Source organism: Thioalkalivibrio sulfidiphilus HL-EbGr7 (genome assembly GCF_000021985.1).
In the GTDB taxonomy this organism is placed as follows: Bacteria; Pseudomonadota; Gammaproteobacteria; order Ectothiorhodospirales; family Ectothiorhodospiraceae; genus Thioalkalivibrio_A; species Thioalkalivibrio_A sulfidiphilus.
In genome coordinates this window covers 1,751,199-1,770,811 of the sequence record NC_011901.1, presented here as the reverse complement: position 1 = coordinate 1,770,811, position 19,613 = coordinate 1,751,199, and the positions used below count along the sequence as shown (strand labels likewise).

The 19,613-nt window shown below is 69.4% G+C and carries 33 protein-coding genes and 1 other RNA gene; 31 read left to right on the top strand and 3 right to left on the bottom strand.

The features are described 5' to 3' along the window. The first annotated feature begins 140 nt into the window (after positions 1-140). Complete coding sequence (locus TGR7_RS08380) at positions 141-857, top strand: hypothetical protein (RefSeq protein ID WP_012638237.1); 717 nt, start codon at positions 141-143, stop codon at positions 855-857. Positions 858-1,092: 235 nt separating this feature from the next. Here the strand turns inward: TGR7_RS08380 and TGR7_RS17100 are convergent, their stop codons facing one another. Then, complete coding sequence (locus tag TGR7_RS17100; RefSeq protein ID WP_012638236.1) at positions 1,093-1,374, bottom strand: zinc-binding dehydrogenase; 282 nt, start codon at positions 1,372-1,374, stop codon at positions 1,093-1,095. A gap of 187 nt (positions 1,375-1,561) precedes the next feature. Here TGR7_RS17100 and TGR7_RS08370 point away from each other — a divergent pair, with 187 nt between their 5' ends. After that, on the top strand, positions 1,562-1,855 hold the full coding sequence (locus TGR7_RS08370; RefSeq protein ID WP_041441325.1) for a hypothetical protein: 294 nt from the start codon (positions 1,562-1,564) through the stop codon (positions 1,853-1,855). A 54-nt stretch (positions 1,856-1,909) separates the two neighbouring features. Here the strand turns inward: TGR7_RS08370 and TGR7_RS08365 are convergent, their stop codons facing one another. Next, positions 1,910-2,401, bottom strand: coding sequence for a helix-turn-helix domain-containing protein (locus tag TGR7_RS08365; protein ID WP_012638235.1), 492 nt, complete (start codon positions 2,399-2,401; stop codon positions 1,910-1,912). A gap of 158 nt (positions 2,402-2,559) precedes the next feature. On the opposite strand from TGR7_RS08365, the gene TGR7_RS08360 reads away from it, so the two are divergent. Together TGR7_RS08360 and TGR7_RS08355 are read left to right on the top strand one after the other, a co-directional pair. Then, complete coding sequence (locus TGR7_RS08360; RefSeq protein ID WP_012638234.1) at positions 2,560-2,853, top strand: helix-turn-helix domain-containing protein; 294 nt, start codon at positions 2,560-2,562, stop codon at positions 2,851-2,853. A 106-nt stretch (positions 2,854-2,959) separates the two neighbouring features. Continuing rightward, complete coding sequence (locus tag TGR7_RS08355) at positions 2,960-3,442, top strand: hypothetical protein (protein WP_012638233.1); 483 nt, start codon at positions 2,960-2,962, stop codon at positions 3,440-3,442. Positions 3,443-3,505: 63 nt separating this feature from the next. Here TGR7_RS08355 and TGR7_RS08350 read toward each other — a convergent pair whose 3' ends face one another. After that, positions 3,506-3,727, bottom strand: coding sequence for a hypothetical protein (locus TGR7_RS08350; protein ID WP_012638232.1), 222 nt, complete (start codon positions 3,725-3,727; stop codon positions 3,506-3,508). An 86-nt stretch (positions 3,728-3,813) separates the two neighbouring features. Between TGR7_RS08350 and TGR7_RS08345 the strand changes: the two genes are divergently transcribed. The 27 genes from TGR7_RS08345 to TGR7_RS08225 all read left to right on the top strand — a co-directional run bounded on the left by TGR7_RS08345 (position 3,814) and on the right by TGR7_RS08225 (position 19,488). Then, positions 3,814-5,829: a transposase domain-containing protein gene (locus TGR7_RS08345; protein WP_012638231.1), complete on the top strand. Its 2,016-nt coding sequence runs from the start codon at positions 3,814-3,816 to the stop codon at positions 5,827-5,829. 79 nt (positions 5,830-5,908) lie between these two features. Continuing rightward, entirely contained in the window at positions 5,909-6,883 is a 975-nt protein-coding gene (locus tag TGR7_RS08340) for an AAA family ATPase (RefSeq protein WP_012638230.1), read from the top strand. Beyond that, the gene (locus tag TGR7_RS08335; RefSeq protein WP_012638229.1) at positions 6,880-7,203 is read left to right on the top strand and encodes a hypothetical protein; all 324 of its coding nucleotides are present in this window, start codon (positions 6,880-6,882) and stop codon (positions 7,201-7,203) included. Before TGR7_RS08340 ends, TGR7_RS08335 begins: the two co-directional genes overlap by 4 nt. A gap of 380 nt (positions 7,204-7,583) precedes the next feature. Next, positions 7,584-7,709 (top strand): hypothetical protein, encoded by a 126-nt coding sequence (locus tag TGR7_RS17900; RefSeq protein ID WP_012638228.1) that lies wholly within the window; start codon positions 7,584-7,586, stop codon positions 7,707-7,709. A gap of 1 nt (position 7,710) precedes the next feature. Then, the gene (locus TGR7_RS08325) at positions 7,711-8,208 is read left to right on the top strand and encodes a hypothetical protein (protein ID WP_012638227.1); all 498 of its coding nucleotides are present in this window, start codon (positions 7,711-7,713) and stop codon (positions 8,206-8,208) included. 10 nt (positions 8,209-8,218) lie between these two features. Continuing rightward, positions 8,219-8,473, top strand: coding sequence for a hypothetical protein (locus TGR7_RS08320; RefSeq protein WP_012638226.1), 255 nt, complete (start codon positions 8,219-8,221; stop codon positions 8,471-8,473). Continuing rightward, the gene (locus TGR7_RS08315; RefSeq protein ID WP_012638225.1) at positions 8,470-9,090 is read left to right on the top strand and encodes a DUF3164 family protein; all 621 of its coding nucleotides are present in this window, start codon (positions 8,470-8,472) and stop codon (positions 9,088-9,090) included. Before TGR7_RS08320 ends, TGR7_RS08315 begins: the two co-directional genes overlap by 4 nt. Before the next feature lies 1 nt (position 9,091). Beyond that, positions 9,092-9,241, top strand: coding sequence for a hypothetical protein (locus TGR7_RS17620; protein WP_012638224.1), 150 nt, complete (start codon positions 9,092-9,094; stop codon positions 9,239-9,241). Further along, complete coding sequence (locus tag TGR7_RS08310; protein ID WP_012638223.1) at positions 9,241-9,429, top strand: hypothetical protein; 189 nt, start codon at positions 9,241-9,243, stop codon at positions 9,427-9,429. Before TGR7_RS17620 ends, TGR7_RS08310 begins: the two co-directional genes overlap by 1 nt. Beyond that, positions 9,426-9,671 carry a hypothetical protein gene (locus TGR7_RS08305; protein ID WP_012638222.1) on the top strand — a complete coding sequence of 82 codons (246 nt, stop codon included), beginning with the start codon at positions 9,426-9,428 and terminating at the stop codon, positions 9,669-9,671. The genes TGR7_RS08310 and TGR7_RS08305 overlap by 4 nt, the downstream gene beginning before the upstream one ends. After that, positions 9,670-9,738: hammerhead ribozyme type II (locus tag TGR7_RS17095), an RNA gene on the top strand. Before TGR7_RS08305 ends, TGR7_RS17095 begins: the two co-directional genes overlap by 2 nt. After that, a complete protein-coding gene (locus tag TGR7_RS08300; RefSeq protein ID WP_049764639.1) occupies positions 9,725-10,207 on the top strand; it encodes a hypothetical protein in 483 nt (160 codons plus the stop codon). The genes TGR7_RS17095 and TGR7_RS08300 overlap by 14 nt, the downstream gene beginning before the upstream one ends. 88 nt (positions 10,208-10,295) lie before the next feature. After that, positions 10,296-10,865: a regulatory protein GemA gene (locus tag TGR7_RS08295; protein WP_012638219.1), complete on the top strand. Its 570-nt coding sequence runs from the start codon at positions 10,296-10,298 to the stop codon at positions 10,863-10,865. Between the two features lie 7 nt (positions 10,866-10,872). After that, the gene (locus TGR7_RS08290; protein WP_012638218.1) at positions 10,873-11,331 is read left to right on the top strand and encodes a hypothetical protein; all 459 of its coding nucleotides are present in this window, start codon (positions 10,873-10,875) and stop codon (positions 11,329-11,331) included. Continuing rightward, positions 11,328-11,714 (top strand): hypothetical protein, encoded by a 387-nt coding sequence (locus TGR7_RS08285; protein ID WP_012638217.1) that lies wholly within the window; start codon positions 11,328-11,330, stop codon positions 11,712-11,714. Before TGR7_RS08290 ends, TGR7_RS08285 begins: the two co-directional genes overlap by 4 nt. Next, on the top strand, positions 11,707-12,135 hold the full coding sequence (locus TGR7_RS08280; RefSeq protein WP_012638216.1) for a Mor transcription activator family protein: 429 nt from the start codon (positions 11,707-11,709) through the stop codon (positions 12,133-12,135). The genes TGR7_RS08285 and TGR7_RS08280 overlap by 8 nt, the downstream gene beginning before the upstream one ends. A gap of 98 nt (positions 12,136-12,233) precedes the next feature. Continuing rightward, complete coding sequence (locus TGR7_RS08275; protein ID WP_012638215.1) at positions 12,234-12,527, top strand: putative holin; 294 nt, start codon at positions 12,234-12,236, stop codon at positions 12,525-12,527. 1 nt (position 12,528) lies between these two features. Continuing rightward, positions 12,529-13,212: a transglycosylase SLT domain-containing protein gene (locus TGR7_RS08270; protein WP_012638214.1), complete on the top strand. Its 684-nt coding sequence runs from the start codon at positions 12,529-12,531 to the stop codon at positions 13,210-13,212. Continuing rightward, on the top strand, positions 13,188-13,559 hold the full coding sequence (locus TGR7_RS08265; RefSeq protein WP_148211479.1) for a hypothetical protein: 372 nt from the start codon (positions 13,188-13,190) through the stop codon (positions 13,557-13,559). The genes TGR7_RS08270 and TGR7_RS08265 overlap by 25 nt, the downstream gene beginning before the upstream one ends. Continuing rightward, positions 13,556-13,858 (top strand): hypothetical protein, encoded by a 303-nt coding sequence (locus TGR7_RS08260; protein ID WP_012638212.1) that lies wholly within the window; start codon positions 13,556-13,558, stop codon positions 13,856-13,858. Before TGR7_RS08265 ends, TGR7_RS08260 begins: the two co-directional genes overlap by 4 nt. A 12-nt stretch (positions 13,859-13,870) precedes the next feature. Then, positions 13,871-14,212: a hypothetical protein gene (locus TGR7_RS08255; RefSeq protein ID WP_012638211.1), complete on the top strand. Its 342-nt coding sequence runs from the start codon at positions 13,871-13,873 to the stop codon at positions 14,210-14,212. After that, on the top strand, positions 14,209-14,526 hold the full coding sequence (locus tag TGR7_RS08250; protein WP_012638210.1) for a VpaChn25_0724 family phage protein: 318 nt from the start codon (positions 14,209-14,211) through the stop codon (positions 14,524-14,526). The genes TGR7_RS08255 and TGR7_RS08250 overlap by 4 nt, the downstream gene beginning before the upstream one ends. Positions 14,527-14,536: 10 nt before the next feature. Then, complete coding sequence (locus tag TGR7_RS08245; RefSeq protein ID WP_012638209.1) at positions 14,537-15,088, top strand: DUF3486 family protein; 552 nt, start codon at positions 14,537-14,539, stop codon at positions 15,086-15,088. Continuing rightward, positions 15,085-16,638 carry a hypothetical protein gene (locus TGR7_RS08240; protein WP_012638208.1) on the top strand — a complete coding sequence of 518 codons (1,554 nt, stop codon included), beginning with the start codon at positions 15,085-15,087 and terminating at the stop codon, positions 16,636-16,638. The genes TGR7_RS08245 and TGR7_RS08240 overlap by 4 nt, the downstream gene beginning before the upstream one ends. Further along, positions 16,632-18,203 (top strand): DUF935 domain-containing protein, encoded by a 1,572-nt coding sequence (locus TGR7_RS08235; RefSeq protein WP_012638207.1) that lies wholly within the window; start codon positions 16,632-16,634, stop codon positions 18,201-18,203. Before TGR7_RS08240 ends, TGR7_RS08235 begins: the two co-directional genes overlap by 7 nt. Beyond that, the gene (locus TGR7_RS08230; RefSeq protein WP_012638206.1) at positions 18,200-19,003 is read left to right on the top strand and encodes a phage head morphogenesis protein; all 804 of its coding nucleotides are present in this window, start codon (positions 18,200-18,202) and stop codon (positions 19,001-19,003) included. Before TGR7_RS08235 ends, TGR7_RS08230 begins: the two co-directional genes overlap by 4 nt. Further along, positions 19,003-19,488, top strand: coding sequence for a phage virion morphogenesis protein (locus TGR7_RS08225; protein ID WP_012638205.1), 486 nt, complete (start codon positions 19,003-19,005; stop codon positions 19,486-19,488). The genes TGR7_RS08230 and TGR7_RS08225 overlap by 1 nt, the downstream gene beginning before the upstream one ends. Positions 19,489-19,613 lie beyond the last annotated feature (125 nt).

The window sequence follows — 19,613 nt, the reverse complement described above, 5'->3', positions numbered from 1 at the left end:
TGATACGGCCAAGGGGGCCATTCGTCTGTCCCGAAACACCACATGTCTGCCCCTTTGCACTCGGTTCATGCACTATTTCCTCTGGATGAGGTCATCTCTCTATACTGATCCTGTCTCTCCAGACCGCTCCGGAGGTCCCCATGAAGCTCTGGTCCGCCCTGTTCTTGCTGTTTTTCTCCGCCAGCGTCTTGGCCGCCGAGACCATCCCCTTCGAACACTGGACGGTCATTTCCCGGGCCGATTCCGCGACCGGCGAGATCACCCTGGCCGCCTACACCCGCAATCGCGAGGGTCACCTGCTCGCGTTCGGTCAGAAGGACAACGGACCCATCGATGGTGCCCTGATGCTCAACGAGCGCAGCGGCAGCCGGGCCCATGCGGAGCATCCCCTGAACCTGCGTTTCAGCCAGGGTGCCGAGTACCGCATCGAGGGTCTTCGCATACCGGACACCGCCCGGGGCCAGGGACCCGAGGGCACGGCCAGCCGCGTGGAATGGCAGTTGTGGGAGAAGAAACAGGGCGGCAGAGTGCCGGAAGCCCTGGGTTCGCTGGCCGAGGCCCGCGAGGTGACGGTTGAATACCGGGATGCCGAGGGGGAACTGCGCCAGACCAGCTTCTCGCTGCGCGGCGCTGACCGGGCCCTGGCCTGGGTGCTCCAGGAAGGCCCGATGACCGCCAGCGTGCACACCATCGACACCCTCTCCGAGGAGGCCGCCTTCGCCTGTCAGCGCAACGGCAACGGCGACTCAGGCCGGGTGGCCCACTGCTTCGACGGCATCGTGTCCTGCTGGGACAAGACCGCCAGCGGTTCCGTGGCGGCCTTCAGCAGCTGCCTGAGGAGCGAAGGGGTTTTGTGAACAAAGGCAGAAGGATGAAGGTTGAGGGATGAAGGGCGAAGGGGGAATTGGGAAGTGCGAAAAGACCCCCTCTCATGCGGGACAATCAGCCGTGACCGAATTTGAGCAACCCATAGGCCGGCCCTGAGGGCCAAGGGTAGGATGCCCGGACTGAAGCGCCGTGGTGACGGTGGTTTTGATGTGTAACACGCCCCACTTCGCCCTTCCTACTTCTTCCTTCCGTGTTGCTCCCCCCTCAGGGCAGCAACACGGTAGATCCCGTCGTCTTCCTGCCCTCCAGATCCCGGTGGGCCTGGGCCGCGTCCTTGAGCGCATAGGTCTGGTTGATCTCGATCTTCACCGCCCCGCTCCCCACCACCTCGAACAGATCCCCGGCGGCCCAGTTCAGGTCCTCGGGGGTGGAGGTGTAGTGGAACAGGGTCGGCCGGGTGAGGAACAGGGAGCCCTTCTTGGCCAGAAGGGCCGGCTCGAAGGCGGGCACGGGGCCGGAGGCGTTGCCGAATGAGGGGGGACACAAGGTATGGGAATGAGTGGGTCTTTGTGGGTTGTGGCGCGCTGTGGTGAGCTGAGAGGCGCAGTGGCGCGGGTTTGCGAGGTGTGCGCGTGGCGCTGAGTGTAGCATGGGCTGAGTTGCGACACTTGGGCCGATTCGGGGCGGTGGGGCGTTTTGGGCGGGATGGTGTGGGACATGTCCGGCAGTGTGTATGGGGCGTTTCAGAACCGTTCAAAGCGCAGCGGGCGTAAAGGGCCACTACCAGCCGCTTGAGGCGTTGCACCTGGTCGCGCAAGGCGAGCAGCTCGCGGCGGGTCTCGCGGTCGGTGGCGCGGCGGCCGTGGCTGCCGTCATCGCTCCCCGGCTTGTCCTCTTCGCGGCGCCCCTGGTCGAGGTTGCCGCCGATCACCACGGTGCCCTGGTTGTTCACGATGTCGCCGACGCTGATGTGAACGCCGGCGGGGTCGCTTTCCCCCTCTTCCTTCCCTGGTTGACTTCTGTCTAGTATCTCCTTGATTTCCCTTGCCACTTCATCACTCATGGTTCCCTCGCGCGGCCGCTATCGGTATGCGGCTAGATCAATGATGTTGCTTACCGTGTCGTGGTCCGGCTGTTCGTGACGGCTGGCGAAGTGGCGGTACAGCACCCGCAGCAGGCGTGCCTGGGCGGCGGGCTCCAGGTGGATGCGCCGCGTTTCCAGCTCCTGCAGCGTGGTGGCCGCCACGCTCTCGAGTAAATCTAAATCGATTTCGCCCCCAGCAAAGCCTTGCTTAGCGGGCGTCTGCGCCCCTTTATCGGAGCTACCCTCGCCCGTGGCCAGCCACTCCAGTGATACGCCCGCGACCCGCGCCATCACTACAGCCTTATCCAAACCAGGGTGCGAGCCAGCTAGGTATTTTCGCACCAGGCTGTCGCTTATCCCGCACTCCTTGGCGAACGAAAGGACCGATCTAGCACCAATGGCCTGCTTGAGCCTGCCCGAAAATCCGCACTCAAGTTCAGGTGAAGAACCTGAACCCTCACTCTCTGATCCTGATTCGGCGTTCAACATGGCGCTAACCCATTGTTTTGTATGGCATAAGGCTTTCCTGACAAGCTCTAAAGTTGAATGACAAACCTGAATGCAAACCAGGGTTTGACCATTCAAGCTCTGTGGTGCTAGTCTTTGCCTGCATGACGTAAACCACTAGCACCAGAGGGCGTTATTCCATGGCGGAACGAAAGAGCCGGAAAAAAGCCAGCCCCCAGGACTGGCATCGCGCCGACATCAAGTCGGCGCTGGAGAAGGCCGGCTGGTCTCTCCGCAAGCTGTCGACGCATCACGGCTACGCGAACCCGAACACGCTGCAGACCGCGCTGAATCGACCCTGGCCCAAGGCAGAGCGCTATATCGCCGAGGCGATTGGCGTCGAGCCCGCCGAGATCTGGCCAAGCCGTTACCAGGGAAAGGATACCACCGGTGCCCGCAAAGGGCAGCGAGGGGTGGAGAGGAAGGCTGCATGAGGTTTGCTCCGTTGCCGTTTCTCTCAAAGCGTAACGGCTCGTTACCGAGCCTGCGCACTACCGAGCGCGACAACGTTTGCAGCCACCGGCAAGCAGGGGGACCCCAATGACACGCAAACGCTGGAGACCGGCGCAGCCGCAGACCATGCAGCATGCGATCCGGCTGTGCCTGGACTACGCGCTGCACAAGCACAACCGCAGCGTGCCAAGGGTGGCCGACCTGATCGGCACCACGGAGTGGACGATCTACGGCTGGATGAAGGAGGGCTCGATTCCGAGCAAGCGCATCCGCCCCTTCGAGTTCGCGTGCGACGCCACCTTCGTGACGCAGTACATCGCCACCAGCGCGCAGAAGCTGGTGATCGACATCCCGCGCGGCGCGGACGCCGACCAGGATGCGCTGCTCGACCTGCAAAACCAGCTGAACGAGGCGGTGTCGTTGCTGACCCGGTTCTACCGCGGCGGCGCGGAGGCGGAGGAGGTGCTGCAGGGCGTCACCCTGGCGATGCGGCAGCTGGCCGGGCACCGGGAGAACGTGATCAAGAGCGAGGCGCCGGAGCTGGCGCTGTTTGAAGGAGATGAAGGATGAGCGATACGCGACACGCCGGCCCCGACCGGTTTTGGCAAGAGCACGACGCGCCGCGCGGGTGGGCTACTCGACCGCCTGCAGCGACTCGGCAAAGGCGCCCAGCAGCTTGGCCGCTCCATCTTCTCCGAGCGATTCGAGCCGCCTTCTCGCCCCGGAAAGATCCTTGAACAACAGGTCCATATCCAGGTGCTTCTGATGAGCCAGAGTTTTGATCAATGCCGTCATGGCGAAGCTGAGCGCAAGCGCCTTCTCATCGGCCGGGGTGTAGTCCTTTTCGTTCTTCATGGGGGTTCCTCTGTCGAGTTGGGTTGGGTTGGCGCCTTCCAACTTACCGGAGATGCGAGCCCCCGCCCATTCACGGGAGGCCGGCCATGAGCGCGCGCGAGGAGCAGTGGTTCTCGGCCAAGGCGCTGGCGGGGCTGCCGGGGATGCCTGGCACGCAGCAGAACGTGACAGCCAAGGCCAAGCGCGATGGCTGGGCGTGCCGCAAGCGCAGCGGCAAGGGCGGCGGGCGCGAGTACGCCTTTAGCAGCCTGCCGATCGCGACCCAGGCGGCGCTGCTGAAGGCGGCCGAGCCGGCGGCGCGAGCCGCGCGCGCCGCCCAGGGCGAGCCCGCCGGCGCGCCCGGCGAGTACGACGCCGAGGCGCTGTGGGCCTGGGCGGCCACGCGGCCGGCCAGCCTGCAGAAGGAGGGCGAGCGTCGCGCCGCGCTGCTCGACCAGGTGATGGTGCTGGTCAACGGCGGCCAGCCGTTCCGCGCCGCGGCCAAGGCGGTGGCCGAGCAGCACGCCGACGCCACGCCGGGCACGCTCAAGAACTGGTACTACGGTGTCAACGGCCAGCCCGGGGCGCGGCACTTCGCCCGCCACGACTGGCCCGCCGCGCTGATCCCGCGTTACGCCGGGCGCACCGAGAAGGCGCCGTGCAGCCCCGAGGCGTGGGACGTCTTCAAGGCGGACTACCTGCGCCTGGAGCAGCCCAGCGCCAACTCGTGCTACCGGCGGCTGACGCAGCTGGCCGAGGTCAACGGCTGGACGATCCCCTCGGTGAAGGCGCTGCTGCGCCGGCTGCGCGAGGAGGTCGGCGAGGTGGCGGTGTGCCTGGCGCGCGAGGGCGCCGAGGCGGCGATGCGCCGCTACCCCGCCCAGCAGCGCGACCGCAGCGTGTTCCACGCGCTGGAGGCGGTGAACGCCGATGGCCACAAGTTCGACGTGTTCGTGCGCTTCCCCGGCATGGGGCCCAAGGAAAAGGGTCGGGCGATGCTCACCGTGTGGCAGGACCTGTACAGCGGCAAGATCCTCGCCTGGCGGGTGAGCCAGACCGAGAGCAGCGACAGCTACCGGCTCTCGTTCGCCGACCTGCTGCGCGACTACGGCATTCCCAGGCACATCTACGTCGACAACGGCCGCGGCATCGCCAGCAAGATGCTGACCGGCGGCTCGGCCACCCGCTACCGCGGCAAGGTGACCGCCGAGGACCCGCTGGGCCTGTTCACCCAGCTGGTGGGCAGCGACGGCATCCACTGGACGACGCCCTATCACGGCCAGGCCAAGCCGATCGAGCGGGCCTTCCGGGACATGTGCGACGACATCGCCAAGCACCCCGAGTTCGCCGGCGCCTACACCGGCAACACGCCGATGAACAAGCCGGAGAACTACGGCAAGCGAGCGATTGAGCTGGAGGCGTTTCTGGCAGTGGTGGAGCGCGGCATCCGCGAGCACAACGCCCGGCCCGGGCGGCGCGCCGCGATCTGCGCCGGGCGCAGCTTCGATGCGGTGTTCCAGGAGAGCTACCAGGCCAACGCCCACCGCATCCCCAGGCCGACCCGCGGCCAGCTGCGCAAGTGGCTGCTGACCCTGGAGCGGGCCACCGCCGACAAGACCACCGGCGCCATCCACGTGCTGGGCAACCGCTACTGGAGCGAGCCGCTGGCGCGCCTGGCCGGCCTGCCGGCCAATCGCCGCCGGGTGATGGTCGCCTTCGACCCGGACAACCTGCACGCCGGCGTGCAGGTGGAGACCCTGGACGGCCGCGAGATCTGCTTCGCGCCCTGCCTGCACGCCACCGGCTTCAACGACACCCAGGCCGCCCGCGACCACGCGCGCAACAAGGCCGCCTACAAGCGGGCCACCAAGGAGCAGCTGGAAGCCCAGCGACGCATGGACACGGCACGCCTGGGGCAGCTGCTCGAGGAGGCCGACGACGGCACCGAGCCGCCCACGCCGAGCGAGCAGAAGGTCACCCACGGCGTGTTCCAGCCGGTACGCAAGGTGGTGGGATCGGACATCCGGGAGGACGAGCAAGAGGAGGTGAGCCCGGAGGAGCGCTACCGCTTCGATGAAACGGTGGAGATGCTCGCCCGCATGCGGCGCCGGGAGCGCCTGTAGGAACACCGGCCGGGGAAGCCGCCCCGGCCAGTGCAAGTCGCAGCCGAAGGCTGCCAACCAAAGCACGAGGAGTGTAGCAATGAGCAACGAAAAGGTCATCACCATGCGCAGCAGCGCCAAGAGCGACGACGCACTGATTGCCGCCATTCGTCAGGAAATGGACGAGTCCGGGCTGTCGCAGACGCGGCTCGCCGCGCAGATCGGCAAGTCGTCGTCGGCGCTGTCGCAGTACTTCAACGGCACCTACCCCAGCGCCAAGGGGCGCGAGGAGATCGCCACGCTGCTGGCGCAGTGGCTCGACGCCCGCCACGAGAAGCGCCGCAGCCTGAGCGAGATCCCCGAGGTGCCGGGCTATACCGAGACACCCAGCGGCAAGCGCATTCAGGCCGCGCTGTCCTACGCGCAGATGTTCGGCGACAGCGCGGTGGTCTACGGCCTGCCGGGGGTCGGCAAGACCTGCACCGCCCAGGAGTACCAGCGCAGCGCGCCCAATGTATGGATCGCCACCATGTCGCCGGCCACCGCCACGGTGGCGGCCGCCCTCGAGGAGGTGTGCGACGCCGTGGGCCTGCGCGACACGCTGCACGGCGCCGCCCGGATGAAGCGCGCCATCGCCCGGCGCATCCGCGGCACCCAGGGCCTGTTGATCATCGACGAGGCGCAGCACCTGAGCACCCGCGCCCTGGAGGAGCTGCGCACCCTCAACGACGCCACCGGCGTGGGGCTGGCCTACATGGGCAGCGAGAAGGTGCACGTGCGACTCACCGGCGGCAGCCGCAGCGACGACACCGCCCAGCTGTTCAGCCGCCAAGGCAAGTGGGTCGGCATCCAGAAGACCACCGCCAAGGACATCGCCGCGCTGGTCGCCGCCTGGCACATCGACGACTCCCGCGTGATGGATGCCGCCCAGGAGATCGGCTCGCGCCCCGGCGGCCTGCGCGGCCTGACCAAGGCGCTGCGCCTGGCCAGCATGTTCGCCGCCGGCGAGGGCGGCGCCATGCAGCGCGAACACCTGGTGCAGGCCTGGCGCGACCTGCAGGGAGGTGAGGCATGAACGCCGTGGTGCCCGGCCCCCGCCACCCCGACCTGCTCGGCGGCGAGACGCCCATGACCTGCCGCGTCGACGCGCTGATGGCCTACCGCCTGGAGGTGGTGCCGGCGGGCATGGGTCGCGTGGGCGGCGCGGTGATGATGCTGGCCGCCTTCAATGCCCGCCAGGCGCACCAGCTGGCCGTCGACGACTACGCCGCCGCCACCGGCATGCACCCCGACAACCTGGAGCTGATCGGCATCGAGCTGCTCGACCGGCCAGCCACCGCCGCCGAGAAGCGGGCCTACCTGGCCCGCCAGGGAGACCGCCATGAACCCCGCTAAGCCGAGTGCCGCCGCCCTCGACCGCGCCCAGCAGCGCGTGCTGGCGGCGCTGTGCCACGAACACGCCGACAGCCGCAAGCCGGTGCGCACGCAGATGCTGTGCATCGCCTGCAACGCCGCCAGCGCCGAGAAGATGGAGGGCGTGATGCTGGCCCTGACCGCGCTCAAGCGCGCGGGGCTGGTCGAGCGCCGCGAGGGCGGCAGCTGGCTGCCGACCCGTGAAGGACGAGCGCAGGCGGCGAGCGCGCCGCCCGCCGCGCCGAAGCCGGCAAGCCCGGCGCCGGCCAGGGTGGCCGCGGCGCCCGCGACACCTCTCGCCCCCCCCCCGGCGCGAGCCGGCGGGCATCGACCTGGGGCGGCTGGCTGCCCGCAGCGCCGTGATGGCGCTGACCCTGGTGGAGCTGGTGAACCGCCAGCCGGAGAGCGCGCAGGCGCACCGCGAACGGCTGTGGCTGGCGGAGACCGTGGAGCTAGTGCGCGACGCGCTCGCGCAGGGGAGTGACTGAGATGCGGACCTATCGAGACGAGCACCTGGACTATTACGCCGATCGCTTCGTGCTGCTGGGGCTGTCGCGCGCCGGCCTGACCCTGGAGCAGTACCTGGCCAGCCCGGCGCGCAGCGAGCTGCTGGGCCGGTACCACGCCATGCGCATGGACCGCCACGGCATCGGCTTCGCCGAGTACCTGGCCGCGCCCGAGCGCTGCGAGGAGAAAGCGCTGGAGCCCGAGCCGCCGAACCCCGCCCAGCATCGCGGCATCCTGCGCTGCTGGGTGCGCCAGGACACCGGCCTGGCGCTCGAGCCGATCCGCCGCGAAGGGCTCGCGCCGCACTGGAGCGACGCCCAGCTGGTGGACGTGAACGAGCTGCTCGCCCAGTGGCGAGAAGAGACCGAGCAGGCGGAGGCCGCCGTGGCCCACCTGCCCCAACGCAACGGCACCTTCGTCGAGCCGCTGCACCACCATCGACACCCGCGCCGCCCCGGCGGCGGATTCGCCAAGGCCTGAGGAGCCCGTCATGAGCACCAACATGCTGATGAAATTCGTCAACCTGCGCACCCTGGCCGACGCCAGCGTCAACGACCTGATGCGCAGCATGGGCGCGCTGGGGGCCGACCAGGCCGCCATCACCATCGAGACCGACGACGGCCACGCCGTGGGCGGCCTGGTGTGCCTGCACGGCCCCGACACCCGCCGCTACATGGACGCCATTCAGGCCGTCCGCGACCAGATCGAGCAAGAGCAAACCAACAGCGAGAGGAGCCACGCATGAACGCCCCCCAGCAGATCCCCGAGGGCTATCGCCTGGACGCCCGGGGCCGCCTGATCCCCGAGGAGCAGATCAGGCCCATCGACCAGCTGCGCGACGAGTTGGTGCTGTCGATCGTCGATCGTGCCTGCGAGCTGCGTGATGAGCTGCGCGACTTCAAGGCGGACGTCTTCAGCGAGATCGAGCGCTTCGTGGAGACCAGCGCTGCCGAGTACGACGTCCAGGTCGGCGGAAAGAAGGGCAACGTGCAACTGGTCTCGTTCTGCGGCCGCTACAAGGTCGTGAGGGCCATCCAGGAACACATCACCTTCGACGAGAGATTGCAGGCCGCCAAGGGCCTGCTGGATGAGTGCCTGCGCGAGTGGACCGCCGACGCCCGGCCCGAGATCGCCACCATCGTGCAGGATGCGTTCAGGGTCGACAGCGCGGGCAACATCCGTACCGGCCAGGTGCTGAGCCTGCGCCGGCTGGATATTCAGGACTCGCGCTGGCTGCGCGCGATGGATGCCATCAGCGACGCGGTGCAGGTGACCGGCTCCAAGAGCTACGTGCGCATCTACGAGCGGGTTGGCGACAGCGACCAGTACAAGCCCATCAGTCTTGATATCGCGGGGGTGTGAGATGCCGAGCAAGTGCGACTACTACTACCGGCTTCAGGAGCGTGGCGTCACCGCCGCGGCGGCAAAGAAGTGGCTCAAGGGCAACCCGCCGCCGCGCAACTGGAAGCATTCGGCGTGGCGCTGGGCGTACGAGCAGATGGAGGTGGCGTGATGGGCAGCCAGACACAGGAGCTGATCGACCTCGAAGTGCGCTACCAGCGCCTGCTGGCGGATGTGCGGGCCGCCCGCGACAAGATCGGCGACACCCCGATGCCGTCCGCCGGCATCACCGCCGTCGCCCTGCTCGAGCAGGTGCTGAAGCGCCACCCCGTTCATCCCAGAGAGGGCCAGCCGTCATGACCGAGCACACCATCGTCGTGCGCTTCCCTGAGGGCGTGAGCCCGGCCTACAGCGCCGGTACCGAGTTCCAAGGCGGCAGCGTGGTTGCGGTTCACTTCGATGGCAACCAGCTGGAGGTGGCCGACGAGATGGAGGAGGCCCTGGAGGGGCTGCTGAGCATCGTCGATGGCGTGAGCCCAGAGGAGGAGCAGCTGGTGGCCAGCGCCCGGAATGTGCTGCGACGGAGAACGTTCGGCACCTGAGCGAAACGCCCGCCTGCGGGTGGGCGTCTGCCGGGCGTGGTGGCCCGGCACTGATGAGCAGCCAGAGTGAGGTGATCAAGATGGCGAAAGAGCAACCGACCGCCGCGCAGTGGCAGGAGATCGAGGAGCGGGTGATGACGCTTTTCTCCTCGGTGCACCTGGACTGCGACGGCTACCTGGTGCGGCTGATGCTCCAGCGCGTGGGCAAGCTGCGCCTGGGCATCACCGTGTATGTGGATGGCAAGTTCGACCTGAAGTGGCTGGGCTGGGTCGGCGACGAGTTGAGCGAGGAAGGCCGTCGCTTCTATCAGGAGCGCACCCGCAGCGTCTACCGGGGCAAGCGCAAGAAGCTGGCTCGGCGCGCCCTTGGCAAGAAGGCGGCGGAGGAGACGGTGAGCCATCGTCATCCCTATTGGGAGTCGCCGCAATCGCTGCGCCGCCACCTGGTGGCGAACAATGAGGTCATCCGCCTGCTGTCCGACGAGGAGGCGAAGCGCCGCCGCGAGGCGCTGCTGGCCGACGAGGTGGCGTCATGACCTGGCTGCTCTACTACCTGATCGCCGTTGTCGTCGTCACCCCGCTGGTGATCGCCTTCTTCATCGGCGCCGGCGGAGGGTTGCGCCGATGATCTCACGCGGGAAGCTGGCCCAGATCCATATCGCCAAGCAACAGCTCGGCCTGGACGACGAGGCCTACCGTGCACTGCTGGCCCGTGCCGCCGGGGTGAGCAGCTCCAAGCAGTTGGACGATCGGGGCGTGACCCTGGTGCTCAACGAGTTCAAGCGCCTGGGCTTCAAGCCCAGGGTGCCGAAGCGCGCCGGGCGCTTGCCCAATACGTTCAACAAGCACGAGCAGATGGCCAAGATCGAGGCGCAGTTGGCCGACATGGGGTTGGCCTGGGCGTATGCCGAAGCCATCGCCAAGCGTCAGACAGGCATCGAGCGCCTCGACTGGCTGCGCACCGAAAAGCAGTTCAAGGGCGTGATCGCCGCGCTGCACATCGAGCAGGAGAAGCGTGGCTACCTGGAGTACATCGACCGCTGCCTGGTGGCCATGGGTGAGACCCGCGAGAACCTGCCCCGGCGTTACCGCCTGCCGCAGCGCTGGGAGCGCAACCTGCCCGTGCTCAAGGCGCTGGCCAAGGCGTTGCCCGAGCCACCCAGGAATACCGATGAACCGGCCTGTAAGGACTGATTAACCGATGGATATCCGCTGCCCCTGCTGCCACACCCAGTTCACCTTGGAACACGCCGCCGAGGATGAGGCGTTGCGCGAGTTCATGGCGTTGCTGGCCGAGCTGCCGCGTGAGGTGTCGCGCCCGCTGGTGGCCTACGTGGGCCTGTTTCGCGGCAAGACCCGGGCGATGGCCTACGAGCGGCAGCTGCGCGTGGCCCGCGAGGCGCTGGCACTGGCCGCCGATACCGCCCTGGTGGGCGCGGCGCTCTCCGACACCGTGGAGGCCATTCGCGGCAAGCGCGACAGCGGCGAGGACACCCGTCCGTTGCGCAACCACAATTACCTGAAGCGGGTGGTGGAGACCCTGGGCGCCCGGGCCGAGGCCAGCCAGGCGGTGGCCGTGCCCGACGGCGAGGCGCCGCGCCGCGCCTCGCGTGGCGTGATGAAGGCGCTGGAAGCCGTCAACCGGGGGCGCCAGGCATGACGCACCCGGCGCAGTGGTTCCGCGACGAGATCGCCGCCGGCATCGCCCGGCTGCTGGTGCTGCGCCTGCCCAGCGCGCCCTGGGAAGACGAAGCCGAGTACACCGTGCAGACCTGGATCGATGCCCTGTGGCAGCAGCCGATCGGCTGGGACGCCGAGCTGGACGTCCGGCGCATCCGTGCCGCCTTCACCCGCCTGGCCGGCAACGCCGACCGCTGGCCGGTACCGCGCCAGCTGCTCGAGCAGCTGCCCGAGCGCCCCCAGCGCCCACGGCTGCCCAAGCCGCCCATGAGCGACGCCCAGCGCCGCAGGAACAAGGCCCGACTCAAGCAGATGCTGCGCGAGCTGGGCATGCAGTCGACACGAGGAGAGCGCCATGAGTGATTCACGACACGACGCCCAGGCCGACATGGGCTTCGAGGTGCCGGCCGACGCCCTGGAGCAGCTGCAGGACCCGGAGATCACCAAGAAGTGGCCGCAGGCGCTGACCGACATGTTGATGGTGATCGAGGGCGCCTACCGCCGCGGCGGCGACGACGAGCAGACCGCTCGGGCGCGCGCCTTCGTGGCGGTGCGGGCGCTGGCGCACTACCATGGGGGGCACATCTTCTACCTGCCCAAGGGGCAGCAGATCGACCGCGCCCTGCGCGATCGCGAGATCTGGGAGCGCCACGACGGCGCCAACGTGGCCGAGCTGGCCCGCGAGTTCGAGCTGAACGAGGTTCGCATCTACAAGATTCTGGCGGAACAGCGTAAGCTGGCCCGTGCGCGCCGCCAGCCCGACCTGTTCGAGCGCCGCGACTGACCCCCTGAAAGACCTATAACCCGGGCTATTGAGACACCCGCCCGCCCCGCCCTTAGCCTGCAAGCCAGACACACCATCCCTACTGGCTTGAGGCTGTCATGACCCGCGAAACCCTACTCGACAAACTGCGCGTCGGCCCCTGGCTGATCGCCGCCCTGATCATGGCCGCCGTGGTCGGCTGGCTCTATCCGCACCAACTCGGCGTGCTGCTGTGGAGCCTGACGAAGCTCAGCTTCGGCGCCTATCTCGGCTACTGGATCGACAGGACGATTTTCCCCTACGCCCGTCCGGGCGACTTTCTCCAACTGCACGTGAAGTCCGTGTCGCTGCTGATGCTGCGCCGGGCGATCATCATCGCCGCCGTGATCATCGCCCTCGGCCTGGGGGTATGAGATGGCGCGCACTTCCCGGCTCTCGCCGTACTGGACCGACCGGTTCCGGGCCGAGCGGCAGGCAAGCGGCCTGCTGCGCCTGTTGATCGGGCTGTGGCTGCTGGCCTGGCTGTTTTCCGAGGCCGCGCACGCCCAGGCCCTTCCCGCCGCCGCCCAGCAGCACCAGCGCGAGCTGACCCGCGTGGTGCAGCAGGAGTGGGGCATGGGCGGTCGGGTGGCGGTGCATGCGGCGCAGATTCACCAGGAGAGCGGCTGGCGGGCGCACGTGGACAGCCCGGTGGGCGCCCAGGGCCTGGCGCAGTTCATGCCGGGCACCAGCGCCTGGATCGTGGAGATCTACCCCGACCTGGGCCGCGCCGCGCCCTACTCGCCGGCCTGGGCCATGCGCGCCATGGTGCGCTACAACCGCTGGCACTGGCGGCGCATCCAGAATGCAGCCGATGTGTGCGAGCGCTGGGCCTTTACCCTCTCGGCCTATAACGGCGGGTTGGGCTGGGTGAACCGCGACCGGCGCCTGGCCACGGCCGCCGGCGACGATCCCGCCGTGTGGTTCGGCAGCGTGGAGCGCTACACGGCCCGGGCCGGGTGGGCCGAGCGCGAGAACCGCCACTATGTGCGCCGCATCCTGCTCGAGCTGGCCCCGCGCTACGATCGGGCCGGGTGGCATGGGGGGCTGCCATGCTGACGCGCATCCTGCTCGCCCTGCTGCTCACCCTGCTGGCCGTGGCGGCGTGGCAGTTTCAGCGCGCCCAGCACCTGGACGCGATGCTGGACATCGAAGCCGAGGCGCTTGCGCGCATGACCGCCCACCGCGACGCCTGGCGCGAGCGCACGATGAGCGTGCTCGAGCAGCTCGGCGAGGAGCGCCGCCGATCCCGCGCCGCCGAGCGCGCGGTGGTCGAGCTGCAGGAGGTGCTGGCCGAGCGCGACGCCGATTACCGCGAGATCCAGCGGCGCATCCGTCAGGCGCCCGCCGAGGCCGATGGCCCGGTGGCGCCGGTGCTGCGTGAGACCCTGGAGGCGCTGCCATGACGTTGCCGAGGAGGTCCGCCGCGATCGGGTCGCTGCTGGCCCTTGCCGGCTGTGCCGCCCAGCCGCCCGAGCCGCCGCTGGCGCCGCCGATCGTCACCCTGGTGGCGTGCGCGGCGCCGGCGGCCATGACCGAGCCCGAGGCCGCGCCCGAGCGCCCGGCGGGCGACTACACCCAGCGCGATGTGGCGCTGTACGTGCAGGCGCTGCACCGCTGGGGTGGCCGCGGCTGGCAGCGGCTGGCGGCGGTGCGCGACGACGCGGCGCGCTGCCGGGCAGGCGTCGACGATAACGATGAATGATGCGGGGGATGCATGGAGTTGATCGATTGGACGGGGGCCCGCTTCTTCTTCGAGGTGCTGAAGAACGCCTTCCTGCTCGGGGTGGGCGTTTACGTGTGGTGGACCAACCGCAACCGGGCCACCAGCGCGGCGATCCGCGAGGTGCACCTGCGCCTGGATGAAGTGGACCGCCACGTGTCACGCCTGGAGCAGACGCTGGACAACCGCCCTGGCTATGGCGAGATCGACAAGCTGCGCGCCGAGATGGCGGAGATGAACCGGGGCATGGCGCAGGTGTCGGCGCAGCTGCAGAGCACCACTTCGCTGCTCAACCGCCTGCACGAATACATGCTCCAGGAAAGGGGGAACCGATGAGCTACCAGGGCAACTCTTATCAGGACTATGAAACCGAGGGCCGCCGGCTGGGTATTCTGCGCATCCTGGCGCGGCGCAATGCCTACACCGCCAATGAGTACAGCCTGAACGACGAGCTGCGCGGCGCCTATGCCCATCACGTGAGCCGCGACCGCCTGCACGGCGACCTGGCGTGGCTGGAGGAGCAGGGGCTGGTGATCGTCCAGCAGCCGCGTGCCGGCTGGGTGGTGACGCTGACCGCCCGCGGCGGCGACGTGGCCGAGGGCCACGCCCAGGTGCCGGGGGTGGCTCGCCCGCGCCCCGGCATCGTGTGAGGAGGCGGTCATGCCGAAACGCTCCAAGGTCTTCGAACTGCCCCAGGACGTGCGCGAGGAGCTGAACGAGAAGCTGGTGGCCACGGGCTTCCAGGGCTACGAGGCGCTGGCGGGGTGGCTCGCCGAGCGCGGCTTCCAGGTGTCGCGCTCCAGCGTGCAGCGCTACGGCTCGGAGCTGCAGGCCGAGTTCGAGGCGGCGATGGGCGACGTGCGCAAGACCACCGAGATGGCCAAGGCGTTCACCGAGGGCGACGACGACGCCAAGGGCTCGCTGGTGGACGCCACGGCGCGGATCGTGCAGGAGCAGCTGCTGCGCATCACCATCGCGCTGCGCAAGGCCGAGCACGAGCCGGAGAAGGCCGCCAAGTACATGGCCAGCGTGACCCACGCCCTGGCCGACATCGGCCGCATGAGCCTGGGCCAGAAGAAGTGGGCCCGCGAGGTGCGCCGCGAGGTGGCCCAGGAGGCCGCCGACAAGGCGGCCGAGGTGGCCAAGCGCGGCGGACTCTCCGCCGAGGTAGTCAACGACCTGCGCCGCGAGCTGCTGGGGATCGCCAAATGAACGTGCCCGCCCGCGTGCCCGCCACCCACGAAGCCGCCGCGCCGCCGCCGGTGCTGCTGGACTATCAGCAGGCGTGGATCGCCGACGACAGCCAGCTCAAGGTCAGCGAGAAAAGCCGGCGTACCGGCCTGACCTGGGCCGAGGCCGCCGACGACGTGCTGATCGCCGCCGCCGCCAAGCGCGCGGGCGGCATGAACGTCTACTACATCGGCTACAACCAGGACATGGCCATCGAGTACGTGGAGGCCTGCGCGATGTGGGCGCGGGCCTTCAACCACGCCGCCAGCGCCGTCGAGGAGGGGATCTGGGACGACGCCAGCGACGACAAGCACATCAAGACGTTCACCATCCGCTTTCCCGACAGTGGCCACCGTATCGTGGCGCTCTCCAGTCGCCCGGCCAACCTGCGCGGCAAGCAGGGGGTGGTGGTGATCGACGAGGCGGCGTTCCACGACAGGCTCGGCGAGCTGCTCAAGGCGGCCCTGGCGCTGTTGATCTGGGGCGGCAAGGTGCGCGTGATCAGCACCCACAACGGCGACAAGAACCCGTTCAACCAGCTGATCGACGACATCCGCAGCGGCCGTCGGCGCGGCAGCGTGCAGCGCATCACCTTCCGTGAGGCGGTGGCCCAGGGGCTCTATCGGCGGGTGTGCCTGCGCCTGGGCGAGACCTGGAGCGCCGAGGCCGAGGCCGAGTGGGTGGCCGGCGTGTACGCCTTCTACGGCGAGGCGGCGCGCGAGGAGCTGGACGTGGTGCCGTCCGAGGGCGAGGGCAACTACCTGCCCAGGGCGCTGATCGAGTCGCGCATGGTGCCGGCCCCGGTGCTGCGCCTGCGCAAGGACGACGAGTTCAAGCACTGGCACAAGGCGGCGCGCGAGGCGGAGATCCGCGACTGGTGCGAGGAGCAGCTAAAGCCGCTGCTGCTGGCCCTGCCCGACGATCTGTGGATCGCCTTCGGCCAGGACTTCGGCCGCACCGCGGATCTCTCGGTGATCATCCCGCTGGTGATCGGCCAGGACCTGGTGCGCCGGGCGCCCTTCGTGGTGGAGCTGGCCAACATGCCGTTCGAGCAGCAGCGCCAGGTGCTGTTCTACCTGTGCGATCGCTTCCCGCGGTTCCAGGCCGGCGCCCTGGATGCCACCGGCAACGGCGCCTACCTGGCCGAGGTGACGGCCCAGGCCTACGGCGCCCACCGGGTAGAGGAGATCAAGCTGTCGCAGGGCTGGTACCGGGAGAACATGCCGGTGCTCAAGGCGGCCTTCGAGGATGGCGACATCGAGCTGCCCCGCGACAGCCACCTGGTGGATGACCTGCGGGCGATCCGCAAGGTGGATGGCGTGGCCATGGTGCCGCGCAATAGCCGCCAGGAGGGGCGTCACGGCGACGCCGCCATTGCCCTGGCGCTGGCCTACTACGCCAGCCGCCGCGACCCGGCGCCGATCGAGTTCCAGGCGGCGCCGGCCCGGCGCGATCGCTGGGACGAGGTGGCCGGCGACGGCTTCGACATGCTGGACGACATCAACGCTGCAGGAGGGGATGGCGCATGGTAGCGCTGGTGGATCAACACGGCCGGCCAATCCGCCGGCAGGAGCTGGCCGGCGAGGTGCAGACCGCCACGGTGGCGTATCTGCGCCGCGAGTTCGCCGACCACCCGAGCCGCGGGCTGACCCCGGCCAAGCTGGCGCGCATCCTGGAGGATGCCGAGCAGGGCGACCTGGTGGCTCAGGCGCGCCTGGGCGAGGACATGGAGGAGAAGGACGCCCATCTCTACGCCGAACTGTCCAAGCGCCGCCGGGCGCTGCTGGGGCTGGACTGGGACCTGCGCCCGCCGGAGGGCGCCACCGAGCGCGAGCGCCGCGAGACCTCGCGCATCGAGGCGCTGATTCGCGAGCTGGACTGGGAGGCGATCGTCTACGACGCGGCGGCGGCGATCCTGTACGGCTACAGCTGCCAGGAGATCGACTGGGAGCGCAGCGCCGGCGAGTGGCGGCCGCGGGCGATCGACTACCGTCAGCCCGACTGGTTCATGGTGCAGCCCGAGGCGCGCGACACCCTGCGCCTGCGCAGCGCCGGCGGCCAGGGCGAGGCGCTGCGGCCGTGGGGCTGGGTAGTGCACGTGCACAAGGCCAAGAGCGGCTACCTGGCGCGCGGCGCGCTGACCCGGGTGCTGGCCTGGCCCTTCCTGTTCCGCAACTTCAGCGCGCGGGACATGGCCGAGTTCCTGGAGATCTACGGGCTGCCGCTGCGCCTGGGGCGCTACCCCAACGGCGCCAATGAGCAGGAGAAGGCCACGCTGATGAAGGCGGTGGTGAACATCGGCCATGCCGCCGCGGGGATCGTGCCCGATGGCATGCAGGTGGAGTTCAAGGAGGCCGCCAAGGGGCAGAGCGACCCCTTCATGGCGATGATCGGCTGGGCCGAGCGCTCGGTGAGCAAGGCGATCCTGGGCGCCACCCTGACCAGCCAGACCGGCGAGAGCGGCGGCGGCTCCTACGCCCTGGGCGAGGTGCACAACGAGGTGCGCCACGACATCCTGCGCAGCGACGCGCGCCAGATCGCCCGCACCCTGACCCAGGCGCTGGTGGTGCCCCTAGTGCGTCTCAACACTCGCCTGACGCGCATGCCGCAGTGGGTGTTCGACACCGAGCAGCCGGAGGACCTGAAGGCCTACGCCGACGCCCTGCCGAAACTGGCCAAGGTGATGCGCATCCCGGCGCGCTGGGCCTACGACAAGCTGCGCATTCCCCAGCCGGAGGGCGACGAGCCGGTGCTGGAGGTGGCCGCCCCGGCGCTGCCCGGGCGCGCGGCGCTGCGCGATCGGCGCGCCGCCCCGCCGGCGCGGGCGGCGGCGCGCACCGCTGGCGACGACACCCTGGTGAGCGAGTGGGCCGATCGGCTGGAGCGCGACCACGCGGCGGCCTTCGACAACCTGCTGGCCCCGCTGCGCGGCCTGCTGGGCGAGGTCGACTCCCTGGCCGAGCTGCGCGAGCGCCTGGCCGACGTGTACGACGACATGCCCGAGGAGCAGCTGGCGCAGCTGCTGCATCGCGCCCTGGCCGCCGCCGAGCTGGCCGGGCGCGACGAGGTGGCCGAGCAGGACGGGGGCGAGGCATGAGTCAGGCGGAATACGGCGGCATGGCGTTCGACGAGGCGATTCGGTTCCTGCGCGGCAAGCTCTCGGTGCCCAGCGAGCGCTGGGCCGACGTGTGGAAGGCGCAGCACAACGTGGCCTTCATGGTGGCCGGTGCCGCCAAGGGCGACCTGCTGGCCGACCTGCGCGAGGCGGTGGACGAGGCGCTGGCCGAGGGCCGCACCCTGGCCTGGTTCCGCGAGCAGTTCGACGAGATCGTGGCGACCCGGGGCTGGGAGTACAACGGGCCGCGCAACTGGCGCACCCGGGTGATCTACGAGACCAACCTGCGCACCAGTTGGGCGGCCGGGCGGCACGCCCAGCTGACCGATCCCGGCGTGCGCCGGCGGCGCCCCTACTGGCAGTACCGCCACGGCGGCAGCGCCGACCCGCGCCCGGAGCACCTGGTGTGGGACGGCATGGTGCTGCCGGCGGACGATCCGTGGTGGGACGCCCACTATCCCCCCAACGGCTGGGGTTGCTCGTGCAGCGTGGTGGCACTCTCCGAGGATGACCTGGAGGCGCTGGACCTGGACGTGGACGACGCCCCGCCGAGCGGCAGCTACGAATGGATGGACCCGGTGACCGGCGAGCTGCACCAGGTGCCGCAGGGCGTCGATCCGGGCTGGGACTACGCGCCAGGCGCGAGCGTGGACGCGCGGACCCGCGAGGCGGTGCTGCGCAAGGCCGAGAAGCTGCCCGACGACCTGGGCGAGCGGGTCCGCGAAAGCGTGGCCCGTGCCGCCGAGCGCGACCCCGGGCCGAGCCCCGGCGAGGAGGAGTGATGGCCGGCGTGGAGGTGAGGGTCGATGATGCCGCGGTGCGCGCCGCCCTGGAGCGCCTGGCGCGGTTCGCCGGCGCCCCCCGCGAGGCGCTGGCGGACATCGGCGAGTACATGCAGCGGGTGGTGGACGATCGCTTCGCCGCCGGGCGCAACCCCGAGGGGCGGGCCTGGGAGCGCAATAGCGCGGCGACCCTGCTGCGCAAGCGCAACCCGCGCATCCTGCACGAGTCGCCGCTACTGCGCGGCTCGATCCACTACCGGGCGACGGATGACGCGCTGGCACAAGGCACGCGCCTGGAGTACGCTGCGGTTCAGCAGTTCGGCGCCCGCCAGGGCGCCTTCGGCCGCACCCGGCGCAACGTCCCGATCCCCTGGGGCGACATCCCGGCCCGCCCCTTCCTGGGCTTCAATGCCGCCGACCGCGCCGAGGTGATGCGGCTGCTCGAGGCGCACATCCGCGAGCGCTTCGAGGATGCCGAGGGCTGAGCGCCCAGAACGGCCCTGTGAGCGCCGCAAGGCCCGACCCCCGGCCCTGGCACTCGGAGAAAAACTTGATCGCCTGGGGGCGTTATTGAAGGGGGTTTGAAGGCACCTTGCCCGACGCCCCCGCC